The 17,738-nt window shown below is 70.2% G+C and carries 17 protein-coding genes; 10 read left to right on the top strand and 7 right to left on the bottom strand.

The window, feature by feature from the left end:
* Positions 1 to 46 precede the first annotated feature (46 nt).
* The 4 genes from WMF36_RS08320 (at position 47) to WMF36_RS08305 (ending at position 5,656) form a co-directional block, all read left to right on the top strand.
* Positions 47 to 1,237, top strand: a complete 1,191-nt coding sequence (locus WMF36_RS08320; protein ID WP_437579076.1) for a thiamine pyrophosphate-dependent dehydrogenase E1 component subunit alpha — start codon at positions 47 to 49, stop codon at positions 1,235 to 1,237.
* A 167-nt stretch (positions 1,238 to 1,404) separates the two neighbouring features.
* Positions 1,405 to 2,379 carry an alpha-ketoacid dehydrogenase subunit beta gene (locus WMF36_RS08315; protein ID WP_437579075.1) on the top strand — a complete coding sequence of 325 codons (975 nt, stop codon included), beginning with the start codon at positions 1,405 to 1,407 and terminating at the stop codon, positions 2,377 to 2,379.
* Positions 2,380 to 2,382: 3 nt separating this feature from the next.
* Entirely contained in the window at positions 2,383 to 3,804 is a 1,422-nt protein-coding gene (locus WMF36_RS08310) for a dihydrolipoamide acetyltransferase family protein (protein WP_437579074.1), read from the top strand.
* 1,345 nt (positions 3,805 to 5,149) lie between these two features.
* Positions 5,150 to 5,656: a pentapeptide repeat-containing protein gene (locus WMF36_RS08305; protein WP_437579073.1), complete on the top strand. Its 507-nt coding sequence runs from the start codon at positions 5,150 to 5,152 to the stop codon at positions 5,654 to 5,656.
* A 12-nt stretch (positions 5,657 to 5,668) separates the two neighbouring features.
* On the opposite strand, the gene WMF36_RS08300 is transcribed toward WMF36_RS08305, so the two are convergent.
* Positions 5,669 to 6,385, bottom strand: coding sequence for an RNA polymerase sigma factor (locus WMF36_RS08300; RefSeq protein WP_437579072.1), 717 nt, complete (start codon positions 6,383 to 6,385; stop codon positions 5,669 to 5,671).
* 174 nt (positions 6,386 to 6,559) lie between these two features.
* Complete coding sequence (locus WMF36_RS08295; protein WP_437579071.1) at positions 6,560 to 7,576, bottom strand: RNA polymerase sigma factor; 1,017 nt, start codon at positions 7,574 to 7,576, stop codon at positions 6,560 to 6,562.
* A gap of 392 nt (positions 7,577 to 7,968) precedes the next feature.
* Here WMF36_RS08295 and WMF36_RS08290 point away from each other — a divergent pair, with 392 nt between their 5' ends.
* The 3 genes from WMF36_RS08290 (at position 7,969) to WMF36_RS08280 (ending at position 12,314) form a co-directional block, all read left to right on the top strand.
* A complete protein-coding gene (locus WMF36_RS08290; protein WP_437579070.1) occupies positions 7,969 to 9,060 on the top strand; it encodes a PEGA domain-containing protein in 1,092 nt (363 codons plus the stop codon).
* A 62-nt stretch (positions 9,061 to 9,122) separates the two neighbouring features.
* The gene (locus WMF36_RS08285; RefSeq protein WP_437579069.1) at positions 9,123 to 10,703 is read left to right on the top strand and encodes a hypothetical protein; all 1,581 of its coding nucleotides are present in this window, start codon (positions 9,123 to 9,125) and stop codon (positions 10,701 to 10,703) included.
* Positions 10,704 to 10,739: 36 nt separating this feature from the next.
* The gene (locus tag WMF36_RS08280; RefSeq protein ID WP_437579068.1) at positions 10,740 to 12,314 is read left to right on the top strand and encodes a hypothetical protein; all 1,575 of its coding nucleotides are present in this window, start codon (positions 10,740 to 10,742) and stop codon (positions 12,312 to 12,314) included.
* A 385-nt stretch (positions 12,315 to 12,699) separates the two neighbouring features.
* Here the strand turns inward: WMF36_RS08280 and WMF36_RS08275 are convergent, their stop codons facing one another.
* The 3 genes from WMF36_RS08275 to WMF36_RS08265 form a co-directional block, all read right to left on the bottom strand.
* Positions 12,700 to 13,122, bottom strand: coding sequence for a DUF1801 domain-containing protein (locus WMF36_RS08275; RefSeq protein ID WP_437579067.1), 423 nt, complete (start codon positions 13,120 to 13,122; stop codon positions 12,700 to 12,702).
* Between the two features lie 186 nt (positions 13,123 to 13,308).
* The gene (locus WMF36_RS08270; RefSeq protein ID WP_437579066.1) at positions 13,309 to 13,980 is read right to left on the bottom strand and encodes a hypothetical protein; all 672 of its coding nucleotides are present in this window, start codon (positions 13,978 to 13,980) and stop codon (positions 13,309 to 13,311) included.
* 218 nt (positions 13,981 to 14,198) lie between these two features.
* On the bottom strand, positions 14,199 to 14,564 hold the full coding sequence (locus WMF36_RS08265) for a VOC family protein (protein WP_437579065.1): 366 nt from the start codon (positions 14,562 to 14,564) through the stop codon (positions 14,199 to 14,201).
* A 269-nt stretch (positions 14,565 to 14,833) separates the two neighbouring features.
* On the opposite strand from WMF36_RS08265, the gene WMF36_RS08260 reads away from it, so the two are divergent.
* Entirely contained in the window at positions 14,834 to 15,193 is a 360-nt protein-coding gene (locus WMF36_RS08260) for a transposase (protein ID WP_437573832.1), read from the top strand.
* The gene (locus tag WMF36_RS08255; protein ID WP_437573833.1) at positions 15,193 to 16,335 is read left to right on the top strand and encodes an IS3 family transposase; all 1,143 of its coding nucleotides are present in this window, start codon (positions 15,193 to 15,195) and stop codon (positions 16,333 to 16,335) included. Before WMF36_RS08260 ends, WMF36_RS08255 begins: the two co-directional genes overlap by 1 nt.
* 19 nt (positions 16,336 to 16,354) lie before the next feature.
* Here the strand turns inward: WMF36_RS08255 and WMF36_RS08250 are convergent, their stop codons facing one another.
* Both WMF36_RS08250 and WMF36_RS08245 read right to left on the bottom strand, forming a co-directional pair.
* Positions 16,355 to 16,564: a hypothetical protein gene (locus WMF36_RS08250; protein ID WP_437579064.1), complete on the bottom strand. Its 210-nt coding sequence runs from the start codon at positions 16,562 to 16,564 to the stop codon at positions 16,355 to 16,357.
* A 316-nt stretch (positions 16,565 to 16,880) separates the two neighbouring features.
* On the bottom strand, positions 16,881 to 17,126 hold the full coding sequence (locus tag WMF36_RS08245) for a tyrosine-type recombinase/integrase (RefSeq protein ID WP_437579063.1): 246 nt from the start codon (positions 17,124 to 17,126) through the stop codon (positions 16,881 to 16,883).
* A 4-nt stretch (positions 17,127 to 17,130) separates the two neighbouring features.
* Between WMF36_RS08245 and WMF36_RS08240 the strand changes: the two genes are divergently transcribed.
* Entirely contained in the window at positions 17,131 to 17,586 is a 456-nt protein-coding gene (locus tag WMF36_RS08240) for a hypothetical protein (RefSeq protein WP_437579062.1), read from the top strand.
* The last annotated feature ends 152 nt before the right edge of the window (positions 17,587 to 17,738 follow it).

The following is a 17,738-nucleotide window of genomic DNA, read 5'->3' as shown; positions in this document are numbered from 1 at the left end:
GGCACTGGTCTCGGGCAGCGCCTTTGATTAGTGTCCCCGCGAGCCGATGAGCACCGCGACGTACTCCACCGACCGCCCGCCCAACGTCTCAGGGGCAAGCCTGGAGCCGCAGGCTGCCGTCGCCCGGCACCCGCTCGACACGTGTGCCGACGACGTGATCAAGGTCCTGCGCGACGACGGCTCGCTCGATCCCGCGCACGATCCGAAGCTCGCCCCGTCGGAGGTGATCACCCTCTACAGGGCCATGGTGCGGGTGCGCCAGCTCGACGAGCGCCTCGTGGCGCTGCAGCGGCAAGGGCGCATCGGGTTCCACATCGGCTCGCTCGGCGAGGAGGCGGCGGTCCTCGGCAGCGTCTCCGCGACGCGGCCTCAGGACTGGGTGTTCCCGTGCTACCGCGAGTTCGGCGCCGCGCTCTGGCGGGGGCTGCCGCTCCAGCGGTACATCGACAACATGTTCGGCAACGCGAACGACACGGTGAAGGGGCGGCAGATGCCGGACCACTACACCTACCGCGAGGGGCACTTCGGCTCGGTGAGCTCGCCCATCGGCACGCAGATCACGCAGGCCGTCGGCTTCGCGTGGGCCGCGAAGCTGAGGCGCGACGAGCTCGCCACGCTCGTGTACTTCGGCGACGGCGCGACGAGCTCGTCCGACTTCCACAGCGCCCTGAACTTCGCGGGCGTGTTCAAGGTGCCGGTCGTCTTCTTCTGCCGCAACAACGGCTGGGCGATCAGCGTGCCGACCGAGCGCCAGACGTCGAGCAACACGTTCGCGTCCAAGGGCGTCGCGTACGGCGTCCCCGCGGTGCGGGTCGACGGCAACGACCTGTTCGCGGTGGTGAAGGTGGCGCGCGACGCGATCGCGCGCGCCGCGCGCGGCGAGGGCGCGACGCTCATCGAGGCGATGACGTACCGCCTGTCGGGCCACTCGACGAGCGACGATCCCAAGGCGTACCGCCCCGACGCGTGGCTCGACCCGTGGCGCCGGCTCGACCCGATCGAGCGGCTGCGGCGGCACCTCGAGCGCACCCAGGGCTGGACCGAGGCGCAGGATCGCGAGATCGAGGTGGCGGTCGACGCGGAGGTCAAGGCCTGCATCGCGGTCTCGGAGAAGGTGGCGCCGCCGTCGCTCGACTCGATGTTCGAGGACGTCTATGCGGAGCCGCCCTGGCACCTCGTCGAGCAGCGGGAGCAGCTCAAGGCGGGCCCGAGGCCCAAGGGCCACGGAGGCCGCTAGGCCGCGCGGGCGCGGCGTGGACGGCGTTGTCGGGCGGGGGCGGCTCGCCGGGCAGCGCCGACGGCCGGGGTGGCGCCGCTGCCCGCGATCGACGGGGTCCCCAGGGGAGCGGGGGCGCCTGTGAGGTTGCACTCCCACCTTCTGGCCGAGAGACGGAGACGAAGAGCATGCCTCAGATGAACATGGTCCAGGCGATCAACGACGCGCTACGCCACGAGATGCGGCGGGACTCGCGGGTCGTCGTGCTCGGCGAGGATGTCGGCAAGGTCGGCGGGGTGTTCCGCGTCACCCAAGGCCTGTTCGACGAGTTCGGGGACGACCGGGTGATCGACACGCCGCTCTCGGAGAACGGGATCGTGGGGGCGGCGATCGGGATGGCGCTCTACGGGCTCGTGCCGATCCCGGAGATCCAGTTCGCCGATTTCATCTATCCCGCGTACGACCAGATCGTGTCCGAGCTGGCGAAGTACCGCTACCGCTCGGGCGGCGAGTACCCGTCGAAGCTCGTCATCCGCACGCCGGTGGGCGGCGGCATCCGCGGCGGGCACTACCACTCGCAGTCGCCCGAGGCGCAGTTCATCCACGTGCCGGGCCTGAAGGTCGTGTGCCCGTCGAACCCGGCCGACGCGAAGGGGCTCCTGCTCTCGTCGATCCGGGATCCCGATCCGGTGCTGTTCTTCGAGCCGAAGCGCATCTACCGCGCGGCGAAGGGGGACGTCCCTGACGGCGACTACACGGTCCCGCTCGGCCAGGCGAAGGTGGTCCGGCCGGGCTGGCACGTGACGCTCGTGGTCTGGGGGGCGATGCTCTACGAGGCGCTCGACGCGGCGAACCAGGCGGCCGCGCAGGGCATCGAGTGCGAGGTGATCGACCTGCGCACGCTGTGGCCGCTCGACATCGACACGGTGATCGAGTCGGTGAAGCGGACGGGCCGGTTCATCGTGGTGCACGAGGCGCCGAAGAGCTGCGGCCTCGGGGCCGAGCTCGTCGCGCTGGTCAACGAGAAGGCGTTCCTCCACCTGGAGGCGCCGCCGCTCAGGATCACGGGCTTCGACACGCCCTTCCCCTACACCCTCGAGAACGAGTACCTCCCGCTCTCGCATCGTATCCTTCCGGCGATCCTCGAGATGGCGAGGTACTGACGCATGGGCAAGTACGAGTTCAGGCTTCCGGACATCGGCGAGGGTGTCATGGAGGGGGAGATCGTGACCTGGCTTGTGTCGCCGGGCGACGTGGTCGCCGAGGACCAGCCGATGGTCGAGGTGATGACCGACAAGGCGACGGTGACGATCACGTCGCCGCGCTCGGGCCGGATCGTGGAGACGCGGGGCGAGGTGGGCGGGGTGGTCCCTGTCCACTCGGTGCTCGTTGTGTTCGACCTCGACGACCGCTCGGCGACCGCGTCGCCCGCGTCGGGGACGGGGATGCGGCAATCCGCGGCGAACACGGGCCCCGCGGAGCCTGCGGCGACGGCGGTCGGCGACATCAAGGAGGACCTGCCGGGGATGAACCTCGTGGCGCCGACGCGGCCTGCGTGGGCGAACGGCAGCATGGGCGCCGGCCAGGCGGCCTACTTCAACGACAAGCCGCTCGCGACGCCGGCGACGCGCAAGCTGGCGCGCGACCTCGGGGTCGACCTGCGGCGCGTGCCGCCGACCGGCCCGGGGGGCCGCGTGACGAAGGACGACGTGCGGGCGCTGGAGGCGCCCGAGGGGGCCGAGGCGACGCCGGTGCTGTCCGAGGTGGCGCCGAGGCGGCCGGCGGGCGCGGCGGGCATGGCGGGCGAGCTGCTGGAGGAAGAGGACCGCGGGCGCGCGGCGGTCCGGCCCGAGGGGGAGCGCGGCCGCGGGCTGCCGGCGGCGCCGGGCGACGAGCGCATCCCGCTGCGCGGCGTGCGCAAGCGGATCTTCGAGGGGATGTCGCGGTCGAAGCACACGGCGGCGCACTTCACCTTCGTCGAGGAGTGCGACGTCTCGGCGCTGAAGGAGCGCCGCGCGCGCCTGCGCCCGCTGGCCGAGAAGGAGGGCGTCAAGCTGACGTTCCTGCCCTTCTTCGTGAAGGCCGTGGTCGCCGCGCTCAAGAAGCACCCGACGCTGAACAGCGCCTTCGACGAGGCGGCGCAGGAGATCGTCGTCCGAAAGAGCTACCATATCGGCATCGCCTCCGCGACCGAGGCCGGGCTCATCGTGCCTGTCGTGCGCGACGCGGATCGCCGGAGCGTCCTCGGGATCGCGAAGGAGATCGCGCGGCTCGGCGAGGACACGAAGTCGGGGCGGGTGAAGCCGGAGGATCTCGGCGGCTCGACGTTCACGATCACGTCGCTCGGCCAGCAAGGGGGGCTGTTCGCGACGCCGATCCTGAACTTCCCCGAGGTCGCGATCCTCGGGATCCACCAGATGAAGCAGAAGCCGGTGGTGCGCGACGGGCAGATCGTGATCGGCGAGGTGATGCTGCTGTCGCTGTCGTTCGACCACCGGATCATCGACGGTCACGTGGGGGCGGCTTTTGCGTACGAGATCATCGGGTATCTGGAGGATCCGGATCGGCTCTTCCTCGAGATGAGCTGAGCCGAGCGAGAGGCCCGGCCGCCGGACCTGGGCTCGGTCCCGGCGGCGGGCGCCAAGACCTGCGCCGCGCCGTCGCCCTCCTGCGCAGCCCCGGCGCCCCTGCTGCGCAGCCCCGGCGCCCCTGCTGCGCAGCCCCCGCGCCCTCCTGCGCAGCCCCGGCGCCCCTGCTGCGCAGCCCCCGCGCGCTCCTGCGCGGCCCCGGCGCCCCTGCTGCGCAGCCCCCGTGCCCTCCTCGCGGCCCCGGCGCCCCTGCTGCGCAGCCCCGGCGCGCTCCTGCGCGGCCCCGGCGCCCTCCTGCGCGGCCCCGGCGCCTCGGCTGCGCAGCCACGTGGGTGTCCTGTGTCACAATTGCTTGGCTCCTGCGCGGCCCCGGCACCGTCCTGCGCGCCCCTGTGGGCGTCGTGTGCAGCCCTGGTTCGACGCCTGCGCACCGCCGCCACCCCTGCTGCGCCGCCTCAGCGCCCTCCTGCGCACGCATCGGCGTCAACTGCGCAACATTTTCCCCTCCTGCGCACCCCTCCGCGGGAACCACGGAGCTGCTTGCGACGTGAGCGCCGCGCTCTCCTTTTCTGGCCAGAGTCCCTGGTGTGCCGATACTGGGGAACCCCCTCATTTTGTGCCCGTATACAGCGGGGAATTGAACAGGGAGGCGGGGAGGCGGGGAGTTTTTCTGAGATTTTACTCCCCGCCTCCCCGCCTCCCTGTGAATTTTCCCAAAAATTTGAGGGGATTCCTCAGGTGCCGATACGCTTGTCGGATCATCCGCCCTTCCGTCCAGAGGGGCGCTGACCCCCGACAAGGAGGCGACGGTTCGTCATGGCACCGAAGGCACCCATCCTCGCGTCCTCCACGACCAGGAAGGCCCCCCGGAAGCGCGCTTCGAGCGACGCGGACGGCGCACCGCCGCCGTCCCGCGGCGCGGCGGCCTACACGCTGAGCGCGGCTCGAGAGGCCGAGCTGCTCCGAGAGGCGGAGTCGCTTGGCGAGAACACGCTCTTGTTCCCGGGCAAGCTCGCTCGGCGCGTCATCTGGTCGAGCCGCATTCTGGATGCCCCTGGCTGGGCGGTTACGGGCCACCGTGAGCTACGGTGGCGTTGGAGCGCCTTGACGACCCGCGCCCAACGATGACATTATATCTAGAACGCTCAGTGGATTGGAGCAGGGAATGGCTCGACGAGGACGGCTGAACATCGACGATACTCCCAAACCCGGCGCTGGCGGCGATGGAGGGATCTCTCGAGGGAATACGGATCCGTTCGAAGGGAAGGACTCATTCGACGGTGAGACGTTCGATGGGCTCACTCTGGAACGGGCGGACCTGAGCGGCCGAGATTTCTGTGATTGTGTGTTCCGGCGTTCGAAGCTCGGCGAGAGCCGCTGGACGCGCGCGCGGCTCGAGAACTGCGTGTTCGAGAGCTGCGATTTGACCAAAGCCGACCTCACCATGCTCTCGCTGCGCGGCGTGGCGTTCAACTCCTGCAAGTTGATGGGCATCAACTGGACGAACATCACGAAATACCCCGACGTGTCGTTCGAGGATTGCGACATGCGATACGTCATCATGGATTCGCTCGCGCTGCGCAAGACGCGCTTCGAGCGGTGCGCGATCACCGAGTCGGTCTTCGCCGCGACGGACCTCGTCGGGGCCGTGTTCGAGGAGTGCCGCTTCGCGGGGACACGCTTCGAGGATTGCGACCTTGGAAACGCGCAGTTCCCTCGGTCCCAGGATCTGTTCATCGATCCGGCGAAGAACCGCGTGAAGGGCGCCCGCATTCCGCTCGAAGCGGCGATCCTCCTCGCGGCCTCGTTCGGCATGCACGTGCTCGGCTTCACGGAAAAGGACAGCCGATGACGGCCCGAGCGGTTACTCCGCAGCGAGGCGCCTCGCGAGCGCTCCCCGCGCGACGTGGAGCGCCCTGGTGCGCCATTTGTACACCGTGCTGAGGGGTATCTCTCTCGTCTCCGCGATCTCCTTCATGGAGATCTCGAAGAGGTCGCGCTGGACCAGCACCGAACGCAGCTCGAACGGCAGCTCCAGGACGAGTGATCTCAGCACGTTCCGCCGCTCCTCGGCGAGGAGGTGATCGAGGGCCGTCGCGCTGCCGCTGGCCTTGCGCAGCTCCTCCGGATCCGTGAGCACCTCGCGCCGGTGAGAGGCCTTCGCGTGGTAGTGCGCGGCCAGGTTCACCGCAATGCCGTTCAGCCACCGCGCCACGGAGCCGCGCGCCGGGTCGTGGCGGCCAAAGCTCGTCCACGCCGCGAGGAACACTTCCTGGCTCAGGTCGTGTCGATCGCGCTCCGGCACGCGGAGCTTCCCGAGCCACCGGTGGACGCGCCGGATCGTCTCCGCCTGAAAGAGGGTGCTGAAGGCATGCTCACGGCCGATGTCCGCCCCAGGCTTCCCCCCGTTGTACGGAGATCCCGGCGGCACCGTCGTCCGCGGCGCGACGCGAGGCGCGCTGGACGCGACCGGACGAGCCGTCCTGTCGTGCCGCGCCACAGGGGCCGACTCCTCGGCGAAGCTGCGTGATCCGATGGAATGCACGATCGCCCCTCGCGGCGGCAGCGCCGGAAACTCCATGGCTCGCCTCCAGGTGAAACGTGAATGCTCCGTGAGGATCCTCGCTCGCGCGCGGACAAGCCCGCTCACGAGGCGCTCAATCCCCCGCTGGCTGCGACCACGAACCACGGTGGTGCAGCGCGACCTTCGTCACGAAGGCCGCCTCGCGCTCGGACATGGCCTACCGCGCGGCCTTCACCTGAGCCGGTCGAGCAGCGCTTCGCGCTCCGCCGAAAGGCGCCCGCGCGGGAATCTCCGTCCGTGCTCCTCCAGCAGGCGTCGCGCCTCGACGAGCGACACGATGTCACCGGCCTCCACGGCTGTCCGCGCGCGGGCGACCAGATCTCGTTCGCGGGATCCGCCCGCCGGGCGCTGCCTCGCTGGCCGGCCTACCGGCGCGGCGGGGGCGAGAGAGGCCTTGACCGGCGCTCCATGCGCCGAGCGGGCGGGCGTGGACGTGGCCTCCGCAGGCTCGCTCGCGGCCTGCGCGCTCGGCGGCGCGATCGCGGTCGAGACCAGGGCAGCCCTGGGGCTCTGGACGGGCCCGGCCGGCTCGGCGTGGCTCGTGACCAGCACGGCGAGCGCCGCCGCAAAGGCGATGACCATCCCGTTCGCCATCGAGCGCGTGGGGCCGTCTCGCCACGGCCGGCGCCGCGCGCAGAGCCAGGGCGGGAACAGGACCGCGCGCAGCCGGCGAGCGCCGCGGTCTCGGTGCCTCGCTTCCCACCGGGCCGCCGCCTCTTCGAACTCCTCCCAGGCCCGGCGCAGGCGACTTCGCGCGGTCTCCAGCGGGATCTCCCGCTCTCGGGCGACGTCGGCGATCGGCCGCTCGAGGAGCTCGCACGCGATGAAGACCCCGCGGCCCCGCTCGCCGATCTGCTCGATGAGCTGCCGCACGAGGGCCGCCTCCTGGCGAGCGATGGCGTGCTCCTCGGGGCTCGGACGCTCATCGCGGAGCGCCGTCTCATCAAAGCCCGTGAGCGCCTCCTCGCGCCTGCGCGCTCGCCGGCGGTGATCGCGGGCCGTGTTCAGCACGACGCTGTCGCGAAAGGCGCCTGGGTTCCCGGCCGCTCGGACCTGCTCTCGCCTCTCCCACAACCGGATCATCGCGTCCTGCATGACGTCCTCGAGATCCCGGGTGGGCACTCCGACATAGGCGAGGAGCGACTTCGCGCGCGCGGGCGGAGGAGGGGTCGGCGTTGCTCGGTCCACGATCCAGCAGACGATCCGAGCCCGGTCCGAAGGTTCAACAATCGACCGAGCCCCGGGAAGAGGGTGGGACAGACGGCGCCACCGTACGCGTTCGCGAAGAGGGGGAACATGAGGCCGGCGAGGGTCCCTCCCCTCGGATCGCAGCGCTGCCCGCCGGGGGAGCTGCTCCGATGCCCGGCGACGCCATGGCCGCCTTCCTCATTCCGCCCTCGTGAGCCCCCTGGTGGAATCAAGACACAAAGACATTCCTTCATCGATGCTCCAATTCTCTTTCGTTCATCGATCCGGTGACGATTCTGGCCGTCCTGAACGCGGTCGGGAACGAGAATTCCCGGCGGTTCCGGGAAACGGCGCGTTGACATGGGCCCGCGCGAAAGAGTACTCAGGGTGGCGTGCGTCACGCGCTCTGCTCCTTCTTGCCGTGCGTCTTCATGGGAGTCGTCGCGGTGGTGGAGGGCGTGGCGAGCGCAAGCGAGGCCCATGCGGTCTCGGGTCCGCGCGAAACATCGATCCTGGCGAGCTCGCTGCGCCGTGCTCGGGAGGCGCGCGATGCGGGGCGGTGGGTCGAGGCCGAGGCGGCGTACGAGCTCTCGCTGAAGGCGGCCGACGCGGCGTGGACGACCGACGCGGAGCGCGCCGAGATCGCCGCGGAGCTCGGGCTGTGCGAGCTCGCGCTGGGCAGGTATCGAGACGCGGCCGACCACCTGGCGCAGAGCTTGAGGCACCGTGACGCGCTCCGCAGCGGGCTGGCGGAGCGGGCCGAAGAGGGATTGAAGAAGGCCGAGCGCCGGGTGGTGACGTTCTACCTGGGTGTGAATCCACCGGACGCCGAGGTCCTTGTCGATGGAAAGACGCTGGGTCGCCCGGCGCCGACGTACGAGCTGTTCCTGGAGCCGGGGCACCACACCGTGCGGGCGCGGCTGGATGGCCACGCCGAGGTGGTGAGCGCGTTCGAGGGGCAGGCAGGCAAGGACAGCTCGCTGACGCTGAAGCTGCGTCGCGCGCCGGAGCGCGGCGCGCCGCAGGCGGCCGGCGGCGGCCCGGTGCGGGCGGCGGATCCGACGGCGCGGCCGGCGGCGCGGCCGGCGGTCCCCGTGACGGAGCTGCGGATCGGGGGCGCGGCGCTGGCGACGGCCGCGCTGGGGGCGGGCGCGGTGCTCCTGCTGCGGGCCGATGTGCTCGACGGCAACCTGGCCGAGCGGGACGTGGTGCGCCGCCGGCGAGGCTGGACGTCGACGACCTGCTGGTGGCCGAACGCTCCCTCGGCGTGCACGGAGATCCGCAAGAAGGTGGCCGAGCGGGATCGGTTCGCCACGCTCGGCAATGTGGCGCTGGCGACGGGGGCCGTGTTCGGGGTCGCGACGGCGGCGTCGTTCCTCGCGGAGGGATGGCTCCTGGGCGACACGCCGGCCCGTGAGGTCGTCCAGGTGGTCCCGAGCGCGGCGGGAACGCAGGCCGGGCTCGTTCTTCAGGGCGTCTGGTGAGGCGAAGCGGGGCGATGGGGATGCGCGGGACGCGAGGTCGAGGAGCGCTGCGTTCGGTCGCGGTGATCGCGCTCTGTTGCGCGAGCGCCGCGGGGGGCGCCGGGTGTTCCTATGCCGCGGACTGCGCGGCGACCTACAGCTGCGAGCCGCTCCCCGGCGAGACGCCGCCCGTGCTGCCGGCGTCACCGTGCGATGGCGATCCCGCGACGAGCCCGGCGAAGGACGGGTGCGGGGTGTTCGTCGCGCGGCGCGGGGACGACGCGAGCGACGGGACGAGGGAGGCGCCCGTCAGGACGCTGCGGCGCGCGGTGGAGAAGGCCGCGGAGCCCGGGGGGACGCGGCGGGTGTACGCCTGCGCGGAGGATTTCGCGGAGGCGGTCGTACTGCCGTCGGGCGTCGCGATCTGGGGCGGGCGGGACTGCGCCGCCGAGGCGTGGACCTGGGGCGGCGTGGAGAGCTTCACCGGGATCGCGCCGGAGCCGGAGCGGGTGCCGCTCACCGTGGAGGCGCGCCAGGCGAGCATGACGTCGGCGGTGTTCGGGGTGCGGCTCGTGGCGGCGGACGCGATCCGGCCCGGCGGGTCGTCCATCGGGATGATCGTGCGCGAGGGCGCCGCGGTGGACGTGGTGTCGAGCGAGATCCTGGCGGGGAATGGCGCGGATGGGGCGGATGGGGAGAGCGCTCCCCAGGACACGCCGTGGCGGGCGCCGGATGGGGTGGGTGGCCAAAAGGGGGGGGATGGGTGCCTGGCGGACTGGACCGAGGGCGCTCCGCCCGCGGTGACCGTGTGCGAGGACGGCACGACGTCGATCGGCGGTGCGGGCGGCGAGGGCGACGTCGCTGCGGGCGGCGACGGCGCGGAAGGCGTACCGGCGCCTGGCGTGGCACCGGGGTCTGGCTCGGTGGACGATGGTGAAGGGGGAAAAGGCGGGGCGATGACCTGTACGCCCGGCGAGTGGGGCGACGATGGCGAGCCCGGCGCGAACGGGGTCGGTGCCGGGAAGGGAGTGGAGGACCGGCTCAAGTACGGAAGCATCAGCGCGCGCGGCTGGCAGGGGTTCTCGGGACAGGACGGCCAGAACGGGCGGATCGGCCAAGGGGGCGGCGGTGGGGGCGGCGTCGGAACGAACGGGCAGTGCCGCCCAGTGGATCCGCAAGGCGGACCGTCCGGCGGCTCGGGCGGGGCCGGCGGCTGCGGAGGGCGCGGTGGCCAAGGCGGTGGCTACGGAGGCGGCAGCTTCGGGATCATCGCGCTGCATGCTCACGTCCTGGTGGACAGGACCGCTATGATCACCGGCGATGGAGGTCGCGGCGGCAACGGGGGGCGGGGGCAAGAGGGTGGCTGGGGCGGGCCAGCGGGCCCCCGTGGAGCTATCGCCCCCGCGGCCTACTTTGCATGCGACGGGGGTTGGGGTGGCGCCGGAGGCAAAGGCGGCCATGGCGGCGGAGGGCTCGGGGGCGTATCCATCACCATCGCGCTCGTGGACAGCAGCGTTCACCTCACGGAGAGCGCAAACTGGGCCTGGGGAGCCTCTGGTGCCGGCGGAGTCGGAGGCGATCCGAACGACGATAACGCCAAAGCGGAGAACGGCCAGACCGCCGTCCTCTGGGAGTTCCCCGAGCTGATTGTGCCGCCCCAATGAGGCCGTTCGCACGGGAATGATCAGGGAGAGAGGATCATGAAGATCACAGCCGCTGCATGGATCGTGCTGCTGTCCTCTCCGGCCGCCCTGGGGTGCGGAGCGGAGCCGTTCGGCCCACCGTGCGCGGAGGGGGGCACCTGCGACCCAGAGCCCGCGGCCTCGGAGGAGGAGTGTCTCGAGGGGCTCGCCGCGCTGCGCGTGCAGGCCGGGTGCGGGGTGTTCGCGAGCCGGTCGTTTGGAGACGACAGCAATCCCGGCACGATGGAGAAACCGGTGAAGACGCTCGCCCGTGCGGTCGCGCTCGCGCCGCGTGCTCGCGGGCGGGTGTTCGCCTGCACCGACTCTTACGCCGAGGGCATCACGTTGCGCTCCGGCATCGATCTGTGGGGCGGGTTCGCTTGCTGGTCGAGATGGAGACACTACACGGAAGGGGTGACCAACAAGCCGGCGATCCTCTATTCACCAAACGAGGGGGGTCCCCCGATCACCGTGGTGGCAGCGCAGGACGACGGCGCGGGGGCCACCGACGGCATATCGACGATCGTGGACATGCAAGTGCAGCACGAGCGCAGATTGCAGCCGGATCGCTCTTCCATCGCGATGAGGCTCCAGCCGGGCGCGAACGTGGAGGTGCTTCGAAGCGTGATCCAGGCGGACAGGGGAGGAGGAGGCAAGCACGGCGAGGATGCGGTCTACGTTAATCCGCAGCCAGCGTACGGGGAGATCGGAGCGATCGGCAGGGACGCTTGCTCGGCAGCGACCGTGGCCGGCGCGCCCGCCGTGACGACCGTGTGCGGAGACATGGTGTCGACGGGCGGCAAAGGGGGCGACGGGACCCCGGACCGCGGTGGCGATGCCGAGGACGGCAAGCCGCTGCCGGCCCCGAACTCCAGGGACGTAGGCCTAGGCGGCGCGGGCGGGAAAGACGGCGCCCGGTGCGAGGACGGCCGCCGTGGGGGAGACGGCGTGCCGGGCGCGCCCGGCGTCGCCGGCCAGGGTGGACGCCTCACCGAGGCCGGGTGGGAAGGCGTGCCTGGCAGCCAGGGCGGCACGGGAGCGCCTGGCCAGGGGGGCGGCGGCGGCGGCGGCGCGCCGGGCGGCCGGAGCGCCTGCGGCAACGCGGCGCTGGGAGGAGGATCGGGCGGCTCGGGCGGCGGCGGCGGCTGCGGCGGCTCGGGCGGCCGCGGCGGCGGCGCGGGCGGCGCGAGCATCGCGATCTTCGCCCATGCCGGCAGCAAGCTGACGCTGCGGGAAACGCGCGTCATCACGGGCACGGGCGGCGGTGGAGGCCAGGGGGGTCGAGGCCAGTTCGGCGGGCAGGGTGTGCAAGGAGGCCCGCCGGGGCAGGCGCCGGAATTGGGGGGCGAATACGCCTGCCGAGGCGGCTACGGCGGCGGAGGCGGCAAGGGCGGCTACGGCGGCGGGGGCGCCGGCGGGCCCTCGATCGGCATCGCCTATGCCGACGACGAGCAGCTCACCCTGGATCGCGTCACGTTCGAGATCGGCCCAGGGGGCCCGGGTGGCATCGCGGATGTGCTCGACGAGACGCGCGACACGGCAAACCGAGGCAGCGACGGCTTCGCCGCCGAGACGATGCGCTTCTCGCCGTAGGGTCTGCGCCCGGGATTGCCGCCCCCGACTGCTCCCCCTTGCCCGATCGGGAGCAGGGGAGGACGAGCGAGCTGGGCTTGAGCTTGTTGCGCGCGAGCGGTCATCGTGCAACGAGAGCCGTTCGACCGCCGACAGCACCGTCAGCTGTGGCGAGCCGAGTTACGTAAAGTGTACCTCGTACATCGAAGCGACATACTCAGGCGCGATCAGCGTCGTACGCGACAGCATTTCCGATGGACACCGGTGGTGCGATTTGCAATCTCGGCAGCTGCTCCAGCATCTTTTCGCCTCCCGCACGCCATAGAAATGCCTTCTCGCCCACCCAACGCTTTGCCGCTCAGCTGCCGGCGAAGCCGGTCAGCTGCAGCGGCTTGTTGGGCCGCTCTTACCCGCGGCCCGTCTTCTTTCCTCGTTGCTGCGAGGTCGGTTTCGCAACATCTCTGGGATCGCCGAACTCATCGTTGAGTGCTTGAGCCTCTTTCGCGAGTCGGCGCACAGCTGTTGGCTTCATGGAGTCTCCTTCACGGAGCTCGATCGTCGCCATTTCGTATTTGCCGCTCGGCTTCAGACGCGGCTCGGTTTCACGTAGGCGCTTGCCTCGCCAGAACCCGAACAGGACCCTCTCCTCCTCCGCGCGAATCAGCAATACAGGCCCGTTGCACAGGTAAACAAGGTGGCCCCACTTGATCACCTCCTCAAGCTGAGGCGCAGAGAGAACCGCCTTGCGTAGTCCGCTCACGCACTCGCGCCGCCAGCCGTCGAGTGCTGCGACATAGTCATCGGGGGTCGTGAACTTGGTTCCCTTCATCTTGATTCTCACTCGGCCGCGAAGCCGTTCGAGGAGTCGGTCCAACGCCCTGGCGATATTGGGCCGCATCCGTCGACTCTCAGGAGAGCACTTCGGCGGCAGTCTTCGCCCCAAGGACGTTATCGATCCAGCGGTCGAGGGTCGCAATGTCCGTGCACGCCTGGATGCGCGCGCTCTCGTTCTCGCTTAGCACGATCCCTGCACGCGCGAGCAGCCGCAACAGCGTATCCCTCTTGCCTCGAGCTTGCCCTCACGCATGCCCTCGAGCTTGCCCTCACGCGTGCCCTCACGCGTGCCCTCGAGCTTGCCGCGATCGATGAGCTTCTGCACGAACGGGGGAAAAGTCGCCTCGCCTTCGATCTGCCGTTCCATGACCAACGCCTCCAGAGCTTGCCGCATGGGCTCACGCAACCCGTTCCAGATGAGCTGAAAGTAGACCATCGCGTCCGCCGGGTCGAGCCGGCCGACGTGGCCGAGGCCCAGGCCGAGATCGATGTTCTCCGCCGCCCAGGCAGCCACGCCGGCGTCTGGTGCGATCACGAGGACGATCGTGCGGCAGCGCTTCCTGGCGCGCACGCCCGCGACGTACGCCGGCCACGAGAACGTCTTGTCCGGGTCCACGTCGCGCTGGACCTCGATGACGATCGCCAGCACGAGCGTGCCGCTCGCGTCTCGAAGCTCAAGCACCAGGTCAGCGCGGAACTCCACCGGGATGAGCTGGTCGAGCGACGACTCGACAACCGCGACCGAGGCGTGCGGCGGCACCTCGACGTGGAAGAGCGTCGCGAGCAAGCGGGGCGCGAGCGCCGGGTCCTCACGGAACATCTCGACGAGGGCGTTGTGCTCGAGCGTCGGCATGGCGGTCGGCCTCGAGGACAGCCCATGCCGACACGAAACGACGGGAAAACGCGAGGAGAGAGCCAGCTCAGGGATGGCGGCGCCATGGCGGAGGGGGCGGCGACCACTCCCCACTCCACGGCACGACGGCCCAACGTATGGCGTTCAGCTGCTGGAGGCATAGCGAAGCCGAAGGCTGAACGACAAGCCAGTCAGTTGCAACGCCTTGTTGGGCACCATCAGTCGCTCTGTGCTGTCAGTTCGATCTTGTTGCCGTCAGGATCGCGGAGCAGGGCTCGAGGCGGCCAGGCGTTGCTGTCGAACTTGGCAACGAAGTCACCGAGAGCGCGCGCGGCTCCAACGGCTCCATCGAGGTGGGGCACGACAAAGCCCAGTCGGATGGGCGTGCCCGGCGTCGTGTCCGCCGGGTAAAGCTCCAGAACCGTTTCGCCCAGTAGAGTGGAATAGTGAGGCGGTCCTGAACCGTGCTGCTCAGGGTTGAATGAGAGGCCAAGGGCTTCATAGAACTGCTTCGAAAGTTCGAGATTCGCGCACCGGAGAACGACCAGGGTCAGACCAAGCACCGGACGTTTCTTGGCAGCCACCGTTTGCCAGACGCGTTCGATGTCGAGATTCGCTCGAAATTCCGGGCATGCCCGATACTGGAGGTCCGGCTCGTCTCGCTTCTCAAGGAAGCCGAGACCCTCTGTGCCAACGTCGGGTGAGACAAGCTCCCCCTGGAAATCTGTGGTGAGAGGGCGGAGAATGGACCTGACTCGTGCCGAAGCCTTCCCATCTCCGATCCGTCGATCCTACCCCCGCCCCAGCGGCGCAGGGCGCTGCTCCCCGCCCGAGTGGCGTCGCCGTCGAGACTGTGCCGAAGCGGGGCAAGAGGCGGAAGTTCTCGGCGGCGGAGAAGCTGCGCATCGTTCGCGAGGCGGCCGCGTGCACCCAGCGCGGGGACATCGAGGCGCTGCTGCGCCGCGAGGGCATCTACAGCTCCCTCCTGACGGCCTGGCGCAAGCAGCTCGCCCTCCACGGCAGCGAGGCTCTCGCGGGGCGCAAGCCCGGCCGCAAGCCGAAGCACGACGCGAAGGACCGGCGCATCGCCGAACTCGAGAAGCGCTCGGCGCGGCTCGAGGAGAAGCTCGCGCTCGCTGAGAAGCTCATCGACCTCCAAAAAAAAGTCTCTGCCATTCTGGGCATCAACCTCACGAACGACGAAGAGCGCTGATGGACGTCATCGAAGAGCTCGATGACCCGCACGTCCCCATCTCCCAGGCGTGTGCGGCACTCGGCGTCAGCCGCGCCACGCTCTACCGGCAGACTCAGCCCGCGAAGCCGTCCGCGCTGACCGGGCCCGCTCCGAGCCCACGCCGGCTCAGCGACCCCGAGCGGCAAGCCGTGCTCGACGTGCTGCACAGCGAGGAGTTCGTCGACCAGCCCCCGCCGGAGGTCTACGCGACGCTGCTGTCGCGCGGCGTCTACCTCGCCTCCATCCGCACCATGTACCGGCTGCTCGCCGCCTCCGGCGAGAGCGGGGAGCGGCGCGCCCAGCGTGGACCGATGACGCATGCCAAGCCAACGCTTACCGCCACGGCTCCCAACCAGATCTGGACGTGGGACATCACCAAGTTGCGCGGGTCGCTGCCTGGGGTCTTCTACTGCCTGTATGTCGTCCTCGACCTGTTCAGTCGCATGACCGTTGGCTGGCTGCTCGCCGAGCGCGAGAGCGCGGAGCTTGCCGAGCACCTCTTCGCAGAGACCGTCGCCCGCCACGGCGTCGAGCCCGGCTCGCTCACGGTGCACGCCGACCGCGGCTCCGCGATGCGGTCGGAGGGGCTCGCTCAGCTCCTCGGCTCGCTCGGCGTCGTTCGTAGCTTCAGCCGGCCTCACGTCAGCGACGACAACGCCTTCTCCGAGTCGCAGTTCAAGACGCTCAAGTACCAGCCAGACTATCCGGACCGCTTTGCCTCGCTGGCTCATGCACGAGCGTGGTGCCAGGAGTTCTTCAGCTGGTATAACGACCTTCATCAGCATTCTGGACTTGCGCTCTTCACACCTGCTGATGTATTCTACGGCCGAGTCGAAGATATCGCGGCTCGGCGCCAGGTCGCCCTGGACACGGCCTACGCCGCGCATCCGGAACGCTTCCCGAACGGGCCGCCCGTCGTGCGCAGGCCGCCCGCTTCGGTAGCCATCAACCCGCTGTCCGTTGACGATGCTGCCGGAGAGGCCGCGGCGCCCACGCACACGGGCACGACCAGCGCCGCGCCCGAACCTGGCGCCACGCCCACCGCCGTGCCGCGGCCGCTCCGACCTCGACCGGATGCTGCCCAGAGCCGGAACCCGCCCCTCAGCGCGATCCACTCATAGGATTCTCGTCTGGCCTGTCTCAAACCTGTTGGCATTCTCCGAGAACAGTCAACCGATCGAGCAAGACGATCAACTCGTTCCCGAGCGGATTGTTGGACCAGTACACCCACTTGGCGTCGCGCATCGCCGACTGGTCGGGCATGAGCCCGACACTGCATGCAAGCACATGCATTGCGACGTCGACGTCGGTCCAATCTGAAAGGATGGCTGCTAGCGTCGTCCCGCTCATGTCTGCCCAACTATCAGTCGATTGGTCAACCGAAGCCGCCGGACCAGGTCTGTCTAGATCGTCGCCGTTTGTGACATCCCTCGCGGAAAGTCTCACGGATCGGCTCTGCGCCGCAAGGCCCAGATGCTGTCCAGCGCCATAGGGCAGATCCGTCCAGCACCGGCGACAACCGCCGTCTTTCCTGGGGGCCGGGGGCGCCTGGAAGGGGCGCGGCGGACGCGCAGCCGGAGGCGTCGTGCCGCGTCGCGCCGCGTCCCACCTGGGTGACACGGCGCGGCCGCCTCATCGGGAGGTTGCCGGACACAACCCGGTCCGTTCACACCCTTGGACCGAAGGGGCCGTCGAGGGGGCTGCGGACGGCCAGGCCGCCGCGGTTCAGCACGTGGGTGGAGATCCTCGTCGTGCTCACGTCGCGGTGGCCGAGGAGTTCCTGGATCGTGCGGATGTCGTAGCCGGCTTCCAGCAGGTGCCTGGCGAAGGCGTGACGCAGGGTGTGGCAGCTCGCGCGCCTCGATCGACCGGCGGCGAGGGCGGCCTCGCGCACCACGCGCTGGCGCACCATTCTCGTGCAGAAGATGCCGCCGGAGCTGACCTGTCTCCCTGTCGCGATAGCGGCGCGTCGCGGGGAAGACCCATGGCCAGGGACATTCCCGGCCGGCGTTCGGATACCTGCGGTCCAGGGCGTCGGGGAGGGCCACCCAGCCGGCGCCAGCCGCGACATCGGCGGCGTGCTGGGCGCGCACGGCGGTGAGGTGATCGCGGAGCGGGGGGACGAGGCGGAGCGGCAGCCTCGTGATTCGATCCTTCCCGCCCTTGCCGTCGCGAACGAGGCTCTCGCGGCGATCGAGGTCGAGGCCCTTCACGCGGAGCTCGGCGCATTCAAGCAGACGGAGGCCGGCGCCGTGGAGGAGGGAGGCCATGCGTCGCGGAACGCCGGTCATGCGATCCAGGAGAGCGCTCACCTCGGTCGGCATGAGCACCGCGGGGCGCTTTGCGCGGGTGAAATCGGTGAACGCGCTTGATCGCGGGCGACTCCCGGCCGCGATCGACGGGGTCCGCCGGGCGCTCACGCTCGATCCGGACGAGCCGCGTGCGCACGCGTTGCTCGCCGTTGCCTCTTGCGGCTGAAATGGCTCGGGGCGGCGCTCATCGAGGCGCAGACGGCGCGCCGGCT

The organism is Sorangium sp. So ce887, from assembly GCF_051521455.1.
Lineage (GTDB): Bacteria > Myxococcota_A > Polyangia > Polyangiales > Polyangiaceae > Sorangium.
This window is presented reverse-complemented; position numbering and strand designations above follow the sequence as displayed.